Below are 18,096 nucleotides of genomic sequence, written 5' to 3'. Positions count from 1 at the left end.
GGACACTAAAACCTGGCCCGCGCGTAAAGAATGTGCCGGGCCCGGATGGCCATGCGATGTTTTGTGCATTTCGGCTTGGCGGGACATAACAAAATCACGGGGCAGGGTCAAATGAAGTCACTTTTACGCTGCAACACCGGCTGACCATGCGGATTTATCGCAACAATTCAGGTACTTCCCGGGAAATGTTTCGCGACTTTTCCATCCAAATCCAACGGACGGTGCCTAATCAGCCCAAACTTTTCGAGGCGGGTGCGAACTTCTTGGTCGGCGCCACTGATTTCATCATAGAAAGCCCGCAGGCCGTGAGCCCCATCTTCTTCTTCGATCCAGCTCAGCAATTCATTCATGTTCATCCCGCCTTGTTCGCGCGGAACATTGGGTGACATGCCTGGCTGATACGAGCCCTTTTCGAACCGGAACCGATAATGGGCTAGCCAATGATCCCAGTCAGGTGCATGACGGTGGCATAGATCAACGTGGGGCAGCTCGACCTTGGTCGGGAGGATTTCGCCATCCTGAAACAGATTGTGAATCCGGAAATTGATCTTAGGTAAGCCTTTGCGAACAAACAGTTTACCCTGAACATGGCTGAGGAATCCAGCAAGAACAAATCCGCCAAAATTCGGATATAGTGCCTGAACGATCCCATCACGGCCCTGACCAGCGGGGATATTGGCTTTGTACAGGTCTTCGGTTCCGCCTACGGGCTCGATCGGACGAACGCGCACCGCTGGGATATGTTGCGGAATCTCCGCTAATATCACGCCAAGGTCGGATTGCGGCCAGAGGAACTCGTCCAGATCAATATGGGCAAGCCAGTCGACCTCAGCCTTTCTGTAAGTAAAGCTGGCATTTGCGGTTTGCCGGACCTGATGTTTGTCGGGCCTCTCGCGCTTTCGGTTCGCCCAGTACCCTTCGTCGCAGTTGCGTATTTCGATCCGTGGGTGGCGGTTCAGGGCGTTGAACGCAGCCGGGCAAGGCTCGTCCAGATACAGATACATCCGGTCGGCCCCGAGATCGAGGTGATAGGCCGCAAACCGAAGTATGTCCGGGGCCGAGCCCCGGATCGTTGATACAATGCCCCAGCTTGGGACATTATCCGGCATATGAAGCTCGTGACCCTGTCACGCCATCATCTCTTTGGTGGCGGTCAGGTTCAGGTCGGGATAGTCCCGCACGACCCGGTCGATGTCCCACTGCAGGCGAGTCAAATAGACGATGTCGCCGTCATGATCATGAGCGATGTGCTGCTTGTTGGCATTGACGAATTTCTCGACCTCAACCTTTTCACCACTGACCCAGCGGGCGGAGGTGAACTGAGACGCCTCGAACCGTACCGGCAGGCCGTATTCCATCTCAATCCGGCTGGCCAGAACCTCGAATTGCAGCGCGCCAACGACGCCGACGATAAAGCCCGATCCGATCGACGGTTTGAACACCTTGGCCGCGCCTTCCTCGGCGAATTGCATCAGGGCTTTTTCCAGATGCTTGGCTTTCATCGGATCGCCCGGGCGCACGGTCTGCAGCAGTTCCGGCGCAAAGGAGGGGATGCCAGTTACCCGGATCGCTTCGCCCTCGGTCAGCGTGTCGCCGATGCGCAGCTGGCCGTGGTTTGGGATGCCGATGATGTCTCCGGCCCAGGCCTCTTCGGCCAGTTCCCGGTCGGATGCCAGAAATAGCACAGGGTTCGAGATTGCCATCGGCTTTTTCGATCGAACATGGGTCAGCTTCATGCCGCGTTTGAAATGGCCCGAGGCCATGCGCACAAATGCCACCCGGTCGCGGTGCTTGGGGTCCATGTTTGCCTGAACCTTGAAGACAAATCCGGACACTTTCTTTTCTTCCGGTGCGATCTGGCGGGGTTCCGCGGACTGTACCTGCGGCTGTGGACCATAGGCGCCGATGCCTTCCATCAGTTCCTTGACGCCGAACGAGTTGATCGCCGAGCCGAACCAGATCGGGGTCATGTGACCTTCCAATACCGCTTGGGGGTCAAGCGCGGGCAGCAATTCGCGTGCCATCTCAACCTCTTCCAGCAGCTTCTCAAGCAGGTGCTCGGGCACATATTCAGCCAGCTTGGGGTCGTCCAACCCGTTGATCTGGATGCTTTCGGCCACTTTGTTACGGTCAGCGCGGTCCATCAGCTCCAGCCGGTCGCGCAGCATGTCGTAACAGCCGATAAAGTCGCGGCCGACTCCAATCGGCCAGGCCGCGGGCGTGACGTCGATGGCCAGCATTTCCTGAATTTCGTCGATGATCTCGAACGTATCGCGGCTTTCGCGGTCCATCTTGTTACAGAAGGTCAGGATCGGCAGGTCGCGCAGGCGGCAGACCTCGAACAGTTTCTGCGTCTGGCTTTCCACACCTTTTGCGCCGTCGATCACCATCACGGCGGCGTCTACGGCGGTCAGAGTGCGATAGGTATCTTCCGAGAAATCGCTGTGGCCGGGCGTGTCCACCAGATTGAACCGGAAGTTTCCATAGTCGAATGACATGGCCGAGGCCGAGACCGAGATCCCGCGATCCTTCTCCATCTGCATGAAATCCGAACGTGTCCGCCGTGCCTCACCCTTGGCGCGTACCTGACCGGCCATCTGGATGGCGCCGCCATACAGCAGGAACTTTTCCGTCAGGGTCGTCTTGCCCGCATCCGGGTGCGAGATGATGGCAAATGTCCGGCGCCGGGCGATCTCGGGCGGCAAGGTGGGTTGGTTCGTGGCGGTATCAAGCATAGTCGCGCGTATAGGCGGGGAATTCTGCCGAAGCAAGACAAAGAGGCTGGTTCGAATCGTCTGCCTGTGGCAATAAGAACATATAGTGAACAAATAATGGAGAGGATCAATGAATTTGAAAGAAATCGCCGATGAGCTGGTGGCGGGATGCCGGGAAAACAGGGCCAAGGCCAATCTGGATAAGCTGTATGCGGCAGATGCCGTTTCGGTTGAGGCCGTCGATGCATCCGGTATGGGACGCGAGGCGCATGGGCGCGACGCGATCCGTGGCAAGCACGATTGGTGGGAGAGTTCGACCGAAGTGACGGGCGGAAACGTCAGTGACCCGATGGTGCATGGCGAAGACCGTTTTGCCGTGATCTTTGAGGTGCAGGGCAAGTTCAAGGAAAGCGGTGAGAGCTTCGATATGCGCGAAGTTGCGCTGTATCACGTCGCGGATGGCAAGATCGTCCGGGAAGAGTTCTTCTACTAACCCCTTGTCATCAATCTGTCTTCCCTATCTGCTGGGTGCAAGACATGCGGATAATCACAGATGGGGAGGAACAGATGGATCTGGGAATAGGTGGAAAGCGCGCGCTGGTCTGTGCCAGCAGTAAAGGTTTGGGTCTGGGCTGCGCCGAGGCTCTGGCGGCGGCTGGTGTGAATTTGGTGATGAACGCGCGAGGGGCCGACGCGTTAGAGGCTGAAGCCGCGCGTTTGCGCTCGGAATTTGGTGTCGATGTGCAGAGTGTTGCGTGTGATGTGACCTCGGAGGAGGGGCAGGCGCAAGTGATTGCTGCCGCGCAGGGCGTTGATATTCTTGTGACAAATGCTGGCGGTCCGCCTCCGGGCCTGTGGTCGGATTGGCAGCGCGAGGACTTCATCAAGGCGTTGGATGCCAACATGCTGACCCCGATTGCCTTCATGAAGGCCCTGTTGCCCGGCATGATGGATAAGGGCTGGGGCCGGGTGGTGAACATCACCTCGCAATCCGTACGGGCGCCGATTGCCGTTCTTGGCCTGTCTAATGCGGCACGGACCGGGCTAACCGGTTATGTGGCCGGAACGTCCAGGCAGGTCGCGCCGCATGGTGTGACAATCAATAACCTGTTGCCGGGGATACATGCGACGGATCGAGCGGATTCTCTGGACGGTGGTGTGGCTGCGCAGCAAGGCATTTCCGTTGACGAGGCACGCGCGCAGCGTGAGGCAACCATCCCCACGCGCCGCTATGGCTCGCGGCAGGAGTTCGGGGCAACCTGCGCGTTTCTGTGTTCGCAGCATGCGGGCTTTATCGTCGGGCAGAACATCCTGTTGGATGGTGGCGCGACCAATCTGACGATGTGACCATGGCGCAAGGATTTTCACTGAAGGATCAGCTGTTTAATGCGGAAAAAACCCGTTATCTGGCGGGGCTTTTTGCCGATGCTGATCCAGGGTTCGATGCACAGGCGTTTCAAACGCAGGTGATGTCACGCCTTCTCGAGCTTGAGTTGAAAGAGCGGATGGCGTGGATCGCCGATTGCCTGCAGCAACAGGTTCCGGGTGAGCTGCCAACTGTCGCTCCGACCCTTTTACGGGCCTTGCCGCCGCCGCTGGATCCGAACAAGACCGACGACGATTTTGGCGATTTCATCTTTGCGCCGCTGGGGGATTGGGTCGTGAATGTCGGCCTTGATCACCCTGACCTCGCGCTGGACGTGCTGGCTGAACTGACGCAGAGGTTTTCGATGGAATGGGCCATTCGCCCCTTTCTCAATCGCCACCCCGAACATGTCATGGAGCGGCTGGAGGATTGGTGCGGACATGACAGCTATCACGTGCGGCGTCTGGTGTCCGAAGGAACCCGCCCGCGTTTGCCATGGGGGCAGGCGGTGGGGCTGGAATTGACCGATCCGCTGCCTCTGCTGGATCGGCTGCATCGGGACCAAACGCGCTATGTGACGCGGTCGGTGGCCAACCATCTGAACGACATCTCCAAAAAAGACCCGGATCTGGTACTGGACCGCCTGCAGGGCTGGTCTCGTTCACAGCGTCAAGACGCGGACGAGCTGCGGTGGATGACCTCTCATACCCTGCGCGGACTGGTTAAGGCCGGGCACCCACGCGCGATGAAGTTGCTGGGATATGACCCTGATGCCGATATACAGGTCTCGGTCACGGTAAATGGGCAGGCAAAGATTGGCGGCGCGCTTGAGTTTGATGTTTCATTGGCTGGTGAGGCGAACCAACCCGTTTTGATTGATTATATCATCCATTTCCAAAGACCTGGCGGCAAAAAATCGGCCAAAGTACACAAGCTGAAACAGGCCGCGCTAAAGAATGGAAACCTGACCTTGAGCAAAAAGCACAAGCTCAAAGGCGATGCGACCACGTTCAGGCTTGTTCCCGGCGCACATCTTCTGGAGATTCAGGTGAATGGCCGGGTGCGCGCGGATCTGGATTTTGAGCTGCTGGGCTAGCTCAACCTTTCGTCAGATTGCTCGGCTTTTGATTGCACGGTGCGCGGTGCTGGGTTAGCTCAACATCAGTCAGATCAGGGGATGACAGCGATGAAGCATGAATCGGTGCAGAACTATTATGGCGAGGTCCTGCAAAGCAGCGCGGACCTGCAGACCAACGCGTGTTGTACGCCCGACGATATGCCGGATCATCTGAAAAAGATCCTCGCCAAGGTCCATGATGACGTGCTGACCCGCTATTACGGCTGCGGGCTGATCGCGCCGCTGGATCTGGAAGGGATGAGGATCCTTGATCTGGGCTGTGGTGCCGGTCGGGATGTATACGCCCTGTCTGCCATGGTGGGCGAGAGAGGGCGAGTGGTCGGCGTGGATATGACGCCCGAGCAGTTGGATATAGCCCGCGCGCATCAGGAATATCACGCCGAAACCTTTGGGTATGCCCAAAGCAACGTGGAATTCCATCACGGCTACATCGAAAAGCTGGATGAACTGGACTTAAAGGCGGGGTCTTTCGATATCATCGTTTCGAACTGTGTGATCAACCTGGCCACTGATAAGGAGGCCGTTCTGCGCGGTGCGCATCGCCTGCTTAAGGACGGCGGAGAGATGTATTTCTCGGACGTTTATGCGGATCGTCGCGTACCGCAGGCAATGGCCGAGGATGAGGTTCTGTATGGCGAGTGTCTGTCCGGTGCGCTGTACTGGAATGACTTTCTGTCGATGTCTCGCAAAGCCGGTTTCGGCGACCCGCGTCGAGTCACGCACCGCTCCTTGACCATCGAAAATCCGGTTCTTGAGGACCGCGTGGCACCGCTCAAATTTCTGTCAGCCACCTATCGTCTGTTCAAGTTACCTGCGTTGGAACCCGCCTGTGAAGATTATGGTCAGGCCGTGATCTATAAGGGCACTGTCCCCAATGCGGCGCACATGTTTGAGCTGGATGACCACCACGCAATCGCGACGGGTAAGGTGTTTCCGGTGTGCGGCAACACATGGATGATGCTCAAAGACACGCGGTTTGCGCGGCATTTCGAGTTCATCGGTGATTTCTCAACCCATTACGGCATCTTCGAAGGCTGCGGTGGTGAAAGCCCATTTGAGGCGACCGGGCAGGCCGAAACGGGCGGCTGCTGCTGATCCCTTGCACCCAAAGGGAGGTGTTGCTATCCCCGCCCAAGCCCGATTGATTTGATCGGGTAAGGCTACGGGGTCCATCGGTGACAGTAAACGCAACTCCTCCGCGTCTGGAAATTCGCAATCTGGTCGCCCGGTACGAAGGTCGGGTGGTGGTTGATGACGTCTCGCTGACCGTGCAAGCGGGGCAGGTGACATGCCTGTTGGGGCCGTCAGGGTGCGGCAAGTCAACGACGCTGCGGATGATTGCCGGTGTCGAGATGCAAGAGACAGGCCAGATCTATGTCGATGGCAAGCTGATCTGCGATACGGTGTTCCGTGTCCCGCCTGAGCGGCGCGAGATTGGCCTGATGTTTCAGGACTTTGCCCTGTTCCCGCATCTTAGCGTAGCTGACAATGTTGCCTTTGGCCTGAAGGGTAGCAAAGATGAAAAACGCGCACGCGTGGATGAGTTGCTGGCCAAAGTCGACCTGATGCGGTTCGCAGACAGCTTTCCACATCACTTGTCGGGCGGTGAGCAACAGCGGGTGGCCTTGGCGCGCGCATTGGCCCCACGCCCCCGGATCATGTTGATGGACGAGCCGTTTTCGGGGCTCGATAACCGGTTACGCGATGGAATTCGGGACGAAACTCTGGCGATCCTCAAGGAAGAGGACGCCGCTGTGCTGTTGGTTACCCATGAACCCGAAGAAGCAATGCGTATGGCCGATGAGATCGCCCTGATGCGCCGTGGCAGAATCGTTCAACAGGGTGCGCCTTACAACGTCTACACCCGTCCTGCGGACAAAGCTGCAGTTGCATTCTTTAGCGATATAAATGTGTTAGGCGCGCAAGTTAACGGAGCTTTGGCCGATACGCCATTTGGTCAGTTTCTTGCTCCGGGTGTGCCGGATGGAACGAATGTTGAGATTGTATTTCGGCCTCAGCACGTCCGTTTGGATTTTGATCGCAATGGCAAAGGTCCACTGCCGACACCGACGGACGGGGTAGCCGCGCGTGGTGTGGTCGAACGGGCGCGTTTTCTGGGCAACGAAAGCTTAATTGAATTCCGTATGGACTATGATGATTCAATCTTGAAAGCGACCGTTCCCAACGTGTTTGTCCCGCAAGCGGGGCGGGTCATGTGGCTGACCATTCGCCGCGATCGGTGCTTTGTATTCCCCAAATAGGGTCTAAAACTGCAGTTTAGGCGCAAGTGGTGCGTGAAAGCCTCAGATTGCGCCTGCGGGTTGCTTGCCGCAGTGCGGGGCTGGGTCTATCAAGGAAAAAACGCTGCGGTGGATGGGGCATATGCGTATTCTTCTAACGAATGATGACGGTATCAATGCGCCGGGACTTATCGCACTCGAGGCGATTGCTGCCGATCTGGCCGGACCGGATGGTGAAGTCTGGGTCGTTGCGCCCGCTTTCGAGCAATCCGGCGTGGGGCATTGCATCAGCTACACGCACCCGATGATGGTTGCCAAGCTGGGAGAACGCCGTTTTGCTGCGGAAGGATCACCAGCTGATTGTGTCTTGGCCGGTTTGCACGATGTGATGAAGGACGCACCACCCGACCTGGTATTATCTGGTGTGAATCGTGGGAACAACTCGGCCGAGAATACGCTGTATTCTGGCACAGTCGGGGGCGCGATGGAGGCGGCCCTGCAGGGGGTTCCGGCTATTGCCCTGTCTCAATATTTCGGTCCGCGCAATTTGGGGCTGGATGACCCGTTCGAATCCGCGACCCGATTTGGTGCCGAGCTGGTTCGTAAGATACTGGGGGCGACGCCGGCAGAACAAGGCGATTACCGTTTGTTTTACAACGTCAATTTCCCCCCAGTGCCTGCGGATGAAGTACTGGGCACCCGGATCGCCCCTCAGGGTTATCGGCGTGACACACATTTCTCGGTCGAGCCGCACAGCTCACCTTCGGGGCGGCGGTTTCTGTGGATCAAGGGCGGGTATCAACACAACCCGACTGCACCTGGGACGGATGCTGCCGTCAATCTGGCAGGCTATATCTCGGTCACACCAATGCGTGCGGATCTGACGGCACATGACGCGTTGGAAGCGTTAAAGTCGATCGAATGAGCGGACTGGACCCTGAAACAACCATGCAGTTCCTGTTTGCCCTGCGTTCGCGCGGGGTGACGGATGCACGTGTGCTGGCAGCAATGGAGCAGATAGATCGCGGCAGATTTGTCAAAGGCCTGTTTGCAGAACGCGCCTATGAGGATACGCCGCTGCCGATTGCGTGCGGCCAGACGATCAGCCAACCGTCTGTCGTTGGGCTGATGACGCAGGCGCTGGAAGTACGTCCGCGTGATACCGTGCTCGAGATCGGGACCGGATCGGGCTATCAGGCCGCAATCCTGTCGAAACTGGCACGCCGGGTATACACGGTCGAGCGTCATAAGCGACTTGTGCGCGAAACCGGCCAGTTGTTCCGTGATTTGGGGCTGACGAATGTGACGGCAATGTTGTCGGATGGTTCGTTTGGTTTGCCCGAGCAAGCCCCGTTTGATCGTATCATCGTGACTGCAGCTGCCGAGGACCCTCCCGGGCCGCTCTTGGCGCAGCTCAAAATCGGCGGTATCATGGTTTTGCCGGTGGGGCAGTCGGATACGGTCCAGACGTTGATCAGGGTCCGACGCACCGAATCCGGTTTGGACTATGACGAATTGTTGCCTGTCCGTTTTGTGCCCTTGTTAGAAGGGCTTGGGAAGGATGGAGCTTAAAGGAATATTCTGCAAAATGCGCCGGAACCCCGATGAACAGGGGCAGGTGTCGAGGACAATAAAATGAGAGCAGTTTCCAATTCAGCAATGCGCCGCTGTGCGTTAGGAGTGGCTAGTCTTGCAATCCTGGCTGGGTGCGAAGGGCCGCTGGACTATGATCTTCGCGGACAGGTAGGCGGTTTTTCCACCGCCGAAGCAGCACAGTCGGCAACGACCAACCGGCCCGCACCGGATGCCAGGGGTGTCATCACATATCCGACCTATCAAGTGGCGATTGCTCGCCGCGGTGACACTGTCAGAGACTTGGCCGCAAGGGTTGGTTTGCCTGAAGGAGAGCTGGCGCGTTTCAATGGTCTAATGCCTACCGATTCCTTGCGCGAGGGCGAAGTTGTGGCACTGCCCCAGACGGTCGGTTCCGCAAGCTCTGTCGATATTGCGACGATAGCTGGTACGGCAATCGACGAAGTCCCCGCAAATGGCTCGGTCCGTACATCAACGCTTGAACCCGCAAAACCTGCGGCGGCACCGGCACCAACCGGTCCCGAACCGATCCGCCACAAGGTGAAACGTGGTGAAACGGCATTTACAATTTCACGCCTCTATGACGTTCCCGTTGAGGCGCTGTCAGACTGGAATGGATTGGATTCCGATTTTACCGTCCGCGAAGGCCAGTTCCTTCTGATCCCGGTGAAAAGCCAATCCGCACCGCGCAAAGCTGCTGTGCCTGCAACGAATGTGACACAGCCCGGCCAGGGGTCTCCGACACCGACGCCGCCCAGTGCTACGCAGCCCTTGCCTGACGAAACCATTTCCCCGGCCACTCCGGCGCCTGATGTGACCGCCGAGGCACCAACAAACCAAAGCAATTCGGCGCTTGGGCTTCCTGTGAACGGTACGATTATCCGCACCTATCAAAAGGGAAAGAACGAGGGGATCGACATCGCAGCGGCCGCAGGATCGCCTGTAATGGCAGCAGAGGCGGGAACTGTTGCGGCGATCACTGCTGATGCAGATCAGGTTCCGATCATCGTTGTTAAACACAACAGTGATCTGCTGACCGTCTATGCCAATGTGGCAGATATCACGGTCAAGAAAGGGGAGCGCGTGCGACGAGGGCAGAAGATTGCCTCGCTGCGGAGCGGGGACAACGCCTATGTCCATTTCGAAGTGCGCAAAGGCTTCGAATCTGTAGATCCAGAGCCCTATCTGAAATGATAAGAATGGCCCCGTCAGGGCCATGCCGCTGGCAGGGATAATCCCAACCCGATGACGGCAGGGTTAAGCGTATGGGTCGTAATCGCTCAGACGCTTTCCCGGCTCGTCTGCAAAAATCTCGGGCAGGGGAAGGACGGTTTCGATCAGGTCAATTCGGAAGACCCGGAAACCATCGCGGAGTTCACACCAGGAAGTCAGCGTCCAGACTCGTCCCCAATACTCCATATGCAATGGCCGAATGGTGCGCTCGGTCAACACGCCGTCGATCCTGCGGTAACTCAGACGTAATTTTTGTCGTGATTTGATGGCGGCGCGGATCGGGGCCATATGCGCCAGCCCGCGTGCGGCATCGGCAAAGGGGTATACCGCAAATTTCCAGCTGTCAGCCTCGGCAATCACCTGTGTCGGCAGCACGGCGTCGATCTTTTCAGCCAAAGACTCGGCGGCGGTTTTCAAGTCGGGGTCGGCGGCCTCGGCCACGATTGCCATGCCAAGGTTCAGCGCTTCCAGTTCGGCCGGGGTCAGATTCAGCGGGGGCAGGGTGATCTGCTCACGCACCATATAGCCCACGCCGCGCTCACCTTCGACCGGAACGCCCGAGGCGGCCAGCGTATCCATGTCGCGATAGATCGTGCGGACCGACACCTCGAGCCGATACGCAATGTCCTGCGCACGGTGCAAGCCACCGTCGCGCAGGATCTGAATAATGTCGAACAGACGATCAGTACGGCGCATGACACGCCGCTCTGACCGCGATCAGGCGGTCATGTTCCATAGCACGTTCTCGTGGCGCATCTGCATGCCTTCGGGGTTGATCGCGGCGATCAGTGCGGGCGCAAAACCCTGCTGCGGGAACTGCGCAGCTGCGTCCTGTGCGGCCTTCATATCGGTCCAGATCACGTAGTCAGTCCAGCGCCCGTCTTCGCCTTGACTGAGTTGACGATGGGCAAACCCCGGAGCCGCGCGTACAAAGGCTTCGGACGCTTGGCTGAGTTTTACAAACTCTTCCGGGGTTGTCCCGTTGGCGAGGGTGAAGGTGACGATTTCTGCAACATGGGTCATGTGAATCTCCGTTGACCAGGTTTCGATACCGCCTACCTAGCCCCTATCAACTGACACAAACCTGTCAGTTGATCAATCCGAGGCTGTAAAAAACATCGGATCGGATCAAATTTGAACGCAGATTTGAACCAACTCACTTTTGCAGGCGGGCCAGCGGGCGTAGACACGGACCCAGATCACATTTCCGGCGTACGGCGCCGACGTTATAGGAGAAGAGAGATGCTCAACAATATTGGCCTTCCCGGCATTCTGCTGATCGCAGTTGTGGTTCTGGTGCTATTCGGCCGTGGCAAAATCAGCTCGTTGATGGGCGAAGTGGGCAAAGGCATTACGTCATTCAAGAAGGGCGTCAAAGAAGGCGCAGAGGAACTGGATCAGGACGCATCCGATCTGGCCAAAGACGTCACGCCCGAGACCGACAAAGACAAGGTCTGATCCGGTATGTTTGATCTGGGCTGGACCGAGCTTCTGGTCATCGGCGTCGTTGCCCTGATCGTTGTGGGGCCAAAGGATCTGCCGGTTTTGTTCCGTAATGTCGGTCGTTTTGTCGGCAAGGCCCGTGGCATGGCGCGCGAATTCAGCAGTGCCATGAACGAGGCGGCGGATCAGGCCGGTGTGAATGACATCAAAAAAGGTCTCAACGCGGCCACCAACCCTGTAGGCAGCGCCATGGATGGTGTGAAAGAAGCCGCGCAGGACCTGGCCAAAAGTATCGACCCCACCAAGTTTGACCCCGATAGCGAGACCGGTAAGCTGGCCGCCGAACGGGCCGAACAGGCCAAGAAGATCCAGGCCTCGACCGCACGCGCTGCGGCCGAGCGGAAGGCGAAAGAAGCCGCCGACGCGCTGGCCAAGGCTGAAGAGGCCGAAGCCGCGCTGAAAACCGAAGGCAAATCATGACCGACACAGACGAGATCGAAGACAGCTCGGCCCCATTGATCGAGCATCTGGCGGAACTGCGCACCCGGCTGATCCGCGCGGTCATTGCCTTTGTAATAGGCATTGTCCTGGCCTTTACGGTCGCGGAACCGATCCTGCAATTTCTGGTCCAACCAATCGAGGCAACGCTGCGCGATCTGGGCGATCCTTCTCCGACTTTGCAATATACCTCGCCACAGGAATATCTGTTTACGCTGTTCCGGATATCGATGGTGTTTGGTTTTGCGCTGGCCTTCCCGGTGATCTCCTATCAACTCTGGCGCTTTGTGGCGCCCGGTCTGTACAGGTCTGAGAAGGGCGCTTTCCTGCCATTCCTGGTCGCCTCACCGTTCATGTTCCTGCTTGGGGCATCATTTGCACAATTCGTGGTAACGCCGCTGGCCATGCAGTTCTTTTTGGGCTTTGCGGATGTCAGTTCGATTTTCGCCAATCTGTTGTCGGCGACTACCGGAGATGTTCCAGAAGAGATCGTGGTTGTGCCCGAAACCACCGAGGGCGTGAAGATCACGTTCTTCGGCAAGGTGAATGAATCGCTGGATATCACGCTGAAATTCATCCTTGCCTTTGGCCTGTGTTTCCAGCTGCCGGTTCTGCTGACCTTGATGGGTAAGGCCGGTCTGGTCAGCGCCGAAGGTTTGGGCAGTGTCCGCAAATACGCCATGGTGGGCATTCTGGTGCTGGCCGCCCTTGTGACACCGCCAGACGTGATCACTCAGATCATCCTGTTTGTCGTGGTGTATGGTCTTTATGAGGTGTCGATCTTCCTTGTCGCCCGTGTCGAGAGAAAGCGCGAAGCCGAACTGCGCGCAGAAGGATACTATGACGACGAAGAAGAGGCTGATGCCGATATCATCCACGAAGAAGACGGCAAATAAAGCTGCGATCAAGCAATGAACAGGCGCGCCCAGCCCGGCGCGCCTTTTTCATGCGTCGCACTTGTCGTGCCGTGCGGAACATGGTTTGAGACCCTGCAGACACGACCGGAGGCCCCAATGGATACACAAGCTCTGAACCGTATTGCCGACGCGCTGGATCGCATGGCCCCGGCGCCTCTGGCCGCGCCCGATTTCGCCGCAGCTCCGGCTTTTGTCTGGCATGTCGAACCCGACCGCCTGGAACCGGTTAAGCAGGTCAATCGGGTCGATTTGGATCTCTTGGTGGGTATCAACCGGTCTCGCGATACACTTTTGGACAATACACGCCGCTTTGCCGCGGGATTTAAGGCCAACAATGCACTGCTCTGGGGCGCGCGCGGTATGGGCAAATCCAGCCTTGTCAAAGCGGTCCACGGCACCCTGCAGAACGAACATCCCGATCTGAAACTGGTTGAGCTTCAGCGCGAGGATATGGGCTCGGTCGCGCGTCTGCTGAACCATCTACGTGCAGCGCCGCATCGGTTCATCCTGTACTGTGATGACCTGTCCTTCAGCCACGATGATCAGCACTACAAATCGCTCAAGGCAGTGCTGGACGGTGGCATCGAAGGTCGCCCGGAAAATGTGGTGTTCTACGCCACCTCAAACCGCCGCCACCTGATGCCGCGGGATATGATCGAAAATGAACGTTCCAGCGCCATCAACCCGTCTGAGGCCGTAGAAGAGAAGGTCTCACTGTCGGACCGGTTCGGGCTATGGCTGGGTTTCCATCCTTGCGATCAGGACGAATACCTTGCCATGATCGACCGCTATTGTGCTTCTTACGGCGTCTCGGTCGACGCAAACACCCTGCGCGCCGAAGCGATCGAATGGCAGGCCACACGTGGCGCGCGCTCGGGCCGTGTGGCATGGCAATTCTTCGTCGATCTGGCCGGAAGAAACGGTGTTCACATCGCGTAATCCGCCGGCTTCATCTGGCTAAAAATACCTCCGCCGGAGGCGTGGCCCAATGGGCCATTCCTATAACAGAGCCAGAATGCGCGCCGCTTCATCTGCGGTGCTGGTCAATGCCTCCCGATCCTCACCGGGATGAAATCGGGCACGCACGGCAGTTGGCATGGCAGCCGGTTCCACGATGCTCACACGCGGCCCGGTGCGCTCAGTTTCCAGCGCCCAGCTACGGGCCAGAGCCATCTGCGCCGCCTTGGTGGCACCGTAGATGCCATAGAATTTCTCTCCCGCCTTCGGATCATCGAAAAACACCGCTTGGCCGGCCTCACCCAGCAAAGGCGCAACATAGGGGATCAGGACCGACGTGGCGGTTGCGTTGGTGTTAATGGCTTTGGTCCATTCCTTGGGGTCAATGAAATGGGTCGGCGTCAGGGCCGAAGTGTGAACCGCAGTATGCAGCCACAGGTCCACCTTGCCCCAGCGATCATGGATGCCACGACACAGAGTGGCCATCGCATTCGGGTCGGCAATGTCCATAGGGGCCAGGGTGGCTGAACCGCCCTTTGCTTTGATGCGGTCGTCCAGTTCTTCCAACCCGCCGGTGGTGCGGGCGACAGCGACGATGTGGTACTCTGGTGCCAGCGCCTCGGCCAGGGCAGCGCCCAGCCCGCGTGAGGCCCCGGTGATGAGGGCGATTTTAGTCTGATCGGTCATGACTGCGGTTTGAACCCAAGCGCGCAGCGCGTCAAGACAGGATTAGCTGCCTGGGATCGCTATGCGCGTCGTCTGACCGCTTTGTCGCAGCATGATGCCCTCGGCATCAATGGCCACAATAGTACCTGAAGACACACGGCTGCCCAGCTTGACCTCTTTGACCCGGCCAGAAGACATCCGCATCAGCGCGCGCATCTCGGCTTTTGGCCCAAACACCCCAAGCAGGGTGACAGAGTTCTTGCTAAGCGCGCCCTGTTGCGTGGCCGCGCTTGTGACGGTTTTGTTTGACATAGAGTGCGGTTGCGGCACGTGGCCCCAACCCCTTTTGATGAGTGGTTGGAGGCGGACTATCAAACGTAACAAGGGAACAAAAGGTCCGGTGAATTGTCCGTTCCGTCACTTTCAAAAGACAGTCGGTGAACCCATTGCGATTGCATTTCCTTCGCCAAAAAGTTGTGCGTGGAAACTAAGCGAATTTACACCGATGCAGGTCGGAAACCGCCCGGCTTGAACCGGGCAGAGAGCTACCGATTCGCCGGGAACTTATCCCGAAGCCAGCTTGGCCGCGTTCCAGGATCCGCCGGGCACCTGCATGTCTTCACGTTTCTTACTAACGCGTGAACTGCTCTCGAGCGTATCCAGATAGTCTTTGCTGACGCTTCCGGTGATGTATTTTCCGTCAAAACACGAACAGTCGAACGCTTCGATTTCTGGATTTCCTTCCTTGGCGGCCCAGATCAGATCGTCCAGATGCTGATAGATCAGGGCGTCTGCACCCAGCTCTTGCCGGATTTCCTCGACCTTTTTGCCATGGGCAATCAGCTCATGTTTGGTGGGCATGTCGATGCCATAGACATTCGGGTATTTCACCGGCGGTGAGGCGCTGGCAATGTAGACCTTCTTGGCTCCAGCCTCGCGGCACATTTGCACAATCTTCTTGATCGTGTTCCCGCGGACGATGGAATCGTCGATCAACAGAACATTGTGGCCGTCAAACTCCAGCGGAACCGCATTCAGTTTGCGGCGCACGGATTTCTGACGTTCGGCCTGACCGGGCATGATGAACGTTCGTCCGACATAGCGGTTCTTTACCAGTCCTTCGCGATAGGGAATGCCGGTGATCTTGGCCGCCTCAAGCGCGACCGGGCGGGCGCTGTCTGGGACCGGGATGATCCGATCAATCTCAAGCCCTGATTCCTGGATCTGTTTGGCCAGCGTCTGCCCCATACGCATCTGCGTTTTATAGACAGAGACGCCGTCCAACAGAGAATCCGGACGCGCGAGATAGACATATTCAAAGATACAGGGTGTCAGCTTGCCTTCGACCGCCTGGAATTCGTGCATGTTGCCGTCCAGGTCGATCAGGATCGCTTCGCCAGGGCGCAGGTCGCGCATCTTGTTGAAGCCGTTGATGCCAAAGGCCACATCTTCCGAGGCAAACGCAAAGTCGTCGCCACCGCTTTCGGTTTCGCGGATGGCCACCGAGAGCGGGCGAATTCCGTGCGGGTCGCGGAAAGCCAGCATTCCGACACCTGCAATCAGGCAGATCACCGAATAGGCGCCCTGTACCCGTTCCATCGTCATCTTCACACCGGCAAAGATATTGCGAATGGGCTCGGCGTTGCCATTGACCTTGATTGCGTCAGCGACCTTGTCCGCCAGAACGTTCAGCAGAATTTCCGAATCTGACGTTGTGCGCAGGTGGCGGCTGTATTTTCCGGTGACCTTCTCACGCTGTGCGGCAGTGTTGGTGATATTGCCGTTATGAACCAGGTAGATGCCATACGGGGCATTCACGAAGAACGGCTGCGCCTCGGCCGCACTGAGCGACCCGGCAGTCGGATAGCGCACATGGCCAATGCCGACCTTTCCAAGCAGGGTATCGGCGTCCTGAGCGTTAAACACGTCCTTGACCAGCCCGTTGGCTTTCTTTTCGCGGAAGAACTCTCCGGTATAAGTGACGATACCCGATGCATCCTGACCCCGGTGCTGCAGCATCAGAAGCCCGTCATAGATTTCCGCAAACACATCATGTGTTCTGCTTGCGATCCCCAAAATCCCACACATGTACGGGCTCCAAATTACTATGACGATTTAAGTTGTGGCGGTGTTCGGAACATCAGCATGGCGGTGTCTTTGCCTGATACTTCCCATAGATCTTGGGATGCAGACGCGCCCTGGTCGCAAGCGGCAGGCGCGAAAGAAAACAGATACAGCAAGATCGGCAGCTCCGATTCCATGTCAGTTCGGACTTCACATAAAGCCTTACGGAGGCTGTGTCATCAAAGGATCACATTTGCGATTTGACGCAGGTGGAATTTGCCACAATGGCCGAACAAAAGGTGACAGGTTTCGCAGCTTGTGCTGTCATAGAGGAAACAATCCGAAACAATAGTTTCTTCAAGCCAAGCGGATTTCAGACATGTGGCAAAACAATCAAGGTCAGAAAAAGCAAGAACCGGTAAAACGCCGGTGCCACCGATGCCGTGGAATGGGGCGCGCACCCTGTCAGATTTGCGGAGGCGCAGGTGAAGTGATCAAAAGTCGGGACATTTTTGGCAAGCCCGTCATGTCCCGTTGCGAAGGGTGCTTTGGGCTGAAAAACATCAGATGCACTGTTTGCGCCGGAGAAGGGTTTGTCTAAGCCGAATTGAAAAAGCCCGGCTTTGACCGGGCTTTTGCCTTATTCCGTTTCAGGTGCTGCAGGTGCGTCGGATGGATCGGCGCTTTCACCACAGCTGGCTACCAGTTCTTCATATTGGGATGTTACCCACCCCAGCGCGGCTTCGGGGTTTTGCTCTTCGATTTTGTCGCTGAATTGTTCGAACACTTTGGCTGACCGGCTTTCGTCGACGATGGTGTAGGATTGGCCCGTCATGACTGTGTCATAGACGAAGAAGGCAATCGCCACCAAAAGGATGCCGCGCGCGATTCCAAAGAAAAACCCAAGTGCCTGATCCAAGCCGCCCAGTGCAGACCGTTGCACAAGAGATGAGAACAGTGGGGTAAATATACTAACCACGATCAGGGCAATGGCAAACACGCCAGCGAACCCGGTGATAACCGACAATTCACAACTGTCGCGCAGGAAATCTCCGACAACGGGGATTTCTTTGACCAGTGGAACGGCCTGTGGTGCGAAAATGAATGCCAAAACTGCCGCCGCAACCCATCCCGCGATCGCGAGAATTTCCCGCAACAGGCCACGGGAATAGGCCAGCAGACCCGATATAACGATGATCAGGGCAACTACCCCGTCAATTATTGTAAAACCTTCCATGGCCCTCGCCCGTAATTTTTTCTGCCCCTC

20 protein-coding genes are annotated in these 18,096 nt (G+C 57.3%); 12 read left to right on the top strand and 8 right to left on the bottom strand.

Annotation, left to right across the window (positions count from 1 at the left end; genetic code table 11):
- Nucleotides 1-167 precede the first annotated feature (167 nt).
- Together AC2FLE_RS05410 and AC2FLE_RS05405 are read right to left on the bottom strand one after the other, a co-directional pair.
- The gene (locus AC2FLE_RS05410; RefSeq protein WP_496695657.1) at nucleotides 168-1,109 is read right to left on the bottom strand and encodes a glycosyltransferase family 2 protein; all 942 of its coding nucleotides are present in this window, start codon (nucleotides 1,107-1,109) and stop codon (nucleotides 168-170) included.
- Nucleotides 1,110-1,127: 18 nt separating this feature from the next.
- The gene (locus AC2FLE_RS05405; RefSeq protein WP_496695656.1) at nucleotides 1,128-2,735 is read right to left on the bottom strand and encodes a peptide chain release factor 3; all 1,608 of its coding nucleotides are present in this window, start codon (nucleotides 2,733-2,735) and stop codon (nucleotides 1,128-1,130) included.
- A 109-nt stretch (nucleotides 2,736-2,844) separates the two neighbouring features.
- Between AC2FLE_RS05405 and AC2FLE_RS05400 the strand changes: the two genes are divergently transcribed.
- The 8 genes from AC2FLE_RS05400 to AC2FLE_RS05365 all read left to right on the top strand — a co-directional run bounded on the left by AC2FLE_RS05400 (nucleotide 2,845) and on the right by AC2FLE_RS05365 (nucleotide 10,245).
- A complete protein-coding gene (locus tag AC2FLE_RS05400; protein WP_142633450.1) occupies nucleotides 2,845-3,207 on the top strand; it encodes a nuclear transport factor 2 family protein in 363 nt (120 codons plus the stop codon).
- Between the two features lie 74 nt (nucleotides 3,208-3,281).
- Nucleotides 3,282-4,061, top strand: coding sequence for an SDR family oxidoreductase (locus AC2FLE_RS05395; protein ID WP_496688658.1), 780 nt, complete (start codon nucleotides 3,282-3,284; stop codon nucleotides 4,059-4,061).
- Nucleotides 4,062-4,063: 2 nt separating this feature from the next.
- Nucleotides 4,064-5,176, top strand: coding sequence for a DNA alkylation repair protein (locus tag AC2FLE_RS05390; RefSeq protein WP_496695655.1), 1,113 nt, complete (start codon nucleotides 4,064-4,066; stop codon nucleotides 5,174-5,176).
- A gap of 90 nt (nucleotides 5,177-5,266) precedes the next feature.
- Entirely contained in the window at nucleotides 5,267-6,313 is a 1,047-nt protein-coding gene (locus AC2FLE_RS05385; RefSeq protein ID WP_496695654.1) for a methyltransferase domain-containing protein, read from the top strand.
- Between the two features lie 80 nt (nucleotides 6,314-6,393).
- A complete protein-coding gene (locus tag AC2FLE_RS05380; RefSeq protein WP_185956606.1) occupies nucleotides 6,394-7,479 on the top strand; it encodes an ABC transporter ATP-binding protein in 1,086 nt (361 codons plus the stop codon).
- Nucleotides 7,480-7,600: 121 nt separating this feature from the next.
- Nucleotides 7,601-8,383 (top strand): 5'/3'-nucleotidase SurE, encoded by a 783-nt coding sequence (gene surE / locus AC2FLE_RS05375; protein ID WP_271947395.1) that lies wholly within the window; start codon nucleotides 7,601-7,603, stop codon nucleotides 8,381-8,383.
- A complete protein-coding gene (locus AC2FLE_RS05370) occupies nucleotides 8,380-9,030 on the top strand; it encodes a protein-L-isoaspartate(D-aspartate) O-methyltransferase (protein WP_142633458.1) in 651 nt (216 codons plus the stop codon). Before surE ends, AC2FLE_RS05370 begins: the two co-directional genes overlap by 4 nt.
- A gap of 63 nt (nucleotides 9,031-9,093) precedes the next feature.
- Nucleotides 9,094-10,245 (top strand): peptidoglycan DD-metalloendopeptidase family protein, encoded by a 1,152-nt coding sequence (locus AC2FLE_RS05365; RefSeq protein WP_496695653.1) that lies wholly within the window; start codon nucleotides 9,094-9,096, stop codon nucleotides 10,243-10,245.
- Nucleotides 10,246-10,308: 63 nt separating this feature from the next.
- Here AC2FLE_RS05365 and AC2FLE_RS05360 read toward each other — a convergent pair whose 3' ends face one another.
- The gene (locus tag AC2FLE_RS05360; protein ID WP_496695652.1) at nucleotides 10,309-10,980 is read right to left on the bottom strand and encodes a helix-turn-helix transcriptional regulator; all 672 of its coding nucleotides are present in this window, start codon (nucleotides 10,978-10,980) and stop codon (nucleotides 10,309-10,311) included.
- 21 nt (nucleotides 10,981-11,001) lie between these two features.
- Nucleotides 11,002-11,307, bottom strand: a complete 306-nt coding sequence (locus tag AC2FLE_RS05355) for a hypothetical protein (RefSeq protein WP_142633465.1) — start codon at nucleotides 11,305-11,307, stop codon at nucleotides 11,002-11,004.
- A 219-nt stretch (nucleotides 11,308-11,526) separates the two neighbouring features.
- On the opposite strand from AC2FLE_RS05355, the gene AC2FLE_RS05350 reads away from it, so the two are divergent.
- The 4 genes from AC2FLE_RS05350 to AC2FLE_RS05335 all read left to right on the top strand — a co-directional run bounded on the left by AC2FLE_RS05350 (nucleotide 11,527) and on the right by AC2FLE_RS05335 (nucleotide 14,081).
- Nucleotides 11,527-11,742 (top strand): twin-arginine translocase TatA/TatE family subunit, encoded by a 216-nt coding sequence (locus AC2FLE_RS05350; RefSeq protein ID WP_496695650.1) that lies wholly within the window; start codon nucleotides 11,527-11,529, stop codon nucleotides 11,740-11,742.
- 6 nt (nucleotides 11,743-11,748) lie between these two features.
- On the top strand, nucleotides 11,749-12,207 hold the full coding sequence (tatB, locus tag AC2FLE_RS05345) for a Sec-independent protein translocase protein TatB (protein WP_496695649.1): 459 nt from the start codon (nucleotides 11,749-11,751) through the stop codon (nucleotides 12,205-12,207).
- Nucleotides 12,204-13,121, top strand: coding sequence for a twin-arginine translocase subunit TatC (gene tatC, locus AC2FLE_RS05340; protein WP_142633471.1), 918 nt, complete (start codon nucleotides 12,204-12,206; stop codon nucleotides 13,119-13,121). The genes tatB and tatC overlap by 4 nt, the downstream gene beginning before the upstream one ends.
- Nucleotides 13,122-13,238: 117 nt before the next feature.
- Entirely contained in the window at nucleotides 13,239-14,081 is an 843-nt protein-coding gene (locus AC2FLE_RS05335) for an ATP-binding protein (protein WP_142633473.1), read from the top strand.
- 60 nt (nucleotides 14,082-14,141) lie between these two features.
- Here the strand turns inward: AC2FLE_RS05335 and AC2FLE_RS05330 are convergent, their stop codons facing one another.
- From AC2FLE_RS05330 to AC2FLE_RS05315, 4 genes are all read right to left on the bottom strand, one after another.
- The gene (locus AC2FLE_RS05330) at nucleotides 14,142-14,786 is read right to left on the bottom strand and encodes an SDR family NAD(P)-dependent oxidoreductase (RefSeq protein WP_496695646.1); all 645 of its coding nucleotides are present in this window, start codon (nucleotides 14,784-14,786) and stop codon (nucleotides 14,142-14,144) included.
- Nucleotides 14,787-14,828: 42 nt separating this feature from the next.
- Entirely contained in the window at nucleotides 14,829-15,077 is a 249-nt protein-coding gene (locus AC2FLE_RS05325; RefSeq protein WP_496695645.1) for a hypothetical protein, read from the bottom strand.
- A gap of 252 nt (nucleotides 15,078-15,329) precedes the next feature.
- Nucleotides 15,330-16,853 (bottom strand): amidophosphoribosyltransferase, encoded by a 1,524-nt coding sequence (gene purF, locus AC2FLE_RS05320; RefSeq protein ID WP_496695643.1) that lies wholly within the window; start codon nucleotides 16,851-16,853, stop codon nucleotides 15,330-15,332.
- 616 nt (nucleotides 16,854-17,469) lie between these two features.
- Nucleotides 17,470-18,066, bottom strand: coding sequence for a CvpA family protein (locus tag AC2FLE_RS05315; RefSeq protein ID WP_496695642.1), 597 nt, complete (start codon nucleotides 18,064-18,066; stop codon nucleotides 17,470-17,472).
- Between the last annotated feature and the right edge of the window lie 30 nt (nucleotides 18,067-18,096).

It is taken from the genome of Ruegeria sp. CDSA077, from assembly GCF_059612265.1.
This window is presented reverse-complemented; position numbering and strand designations above follow the sequence as displayed.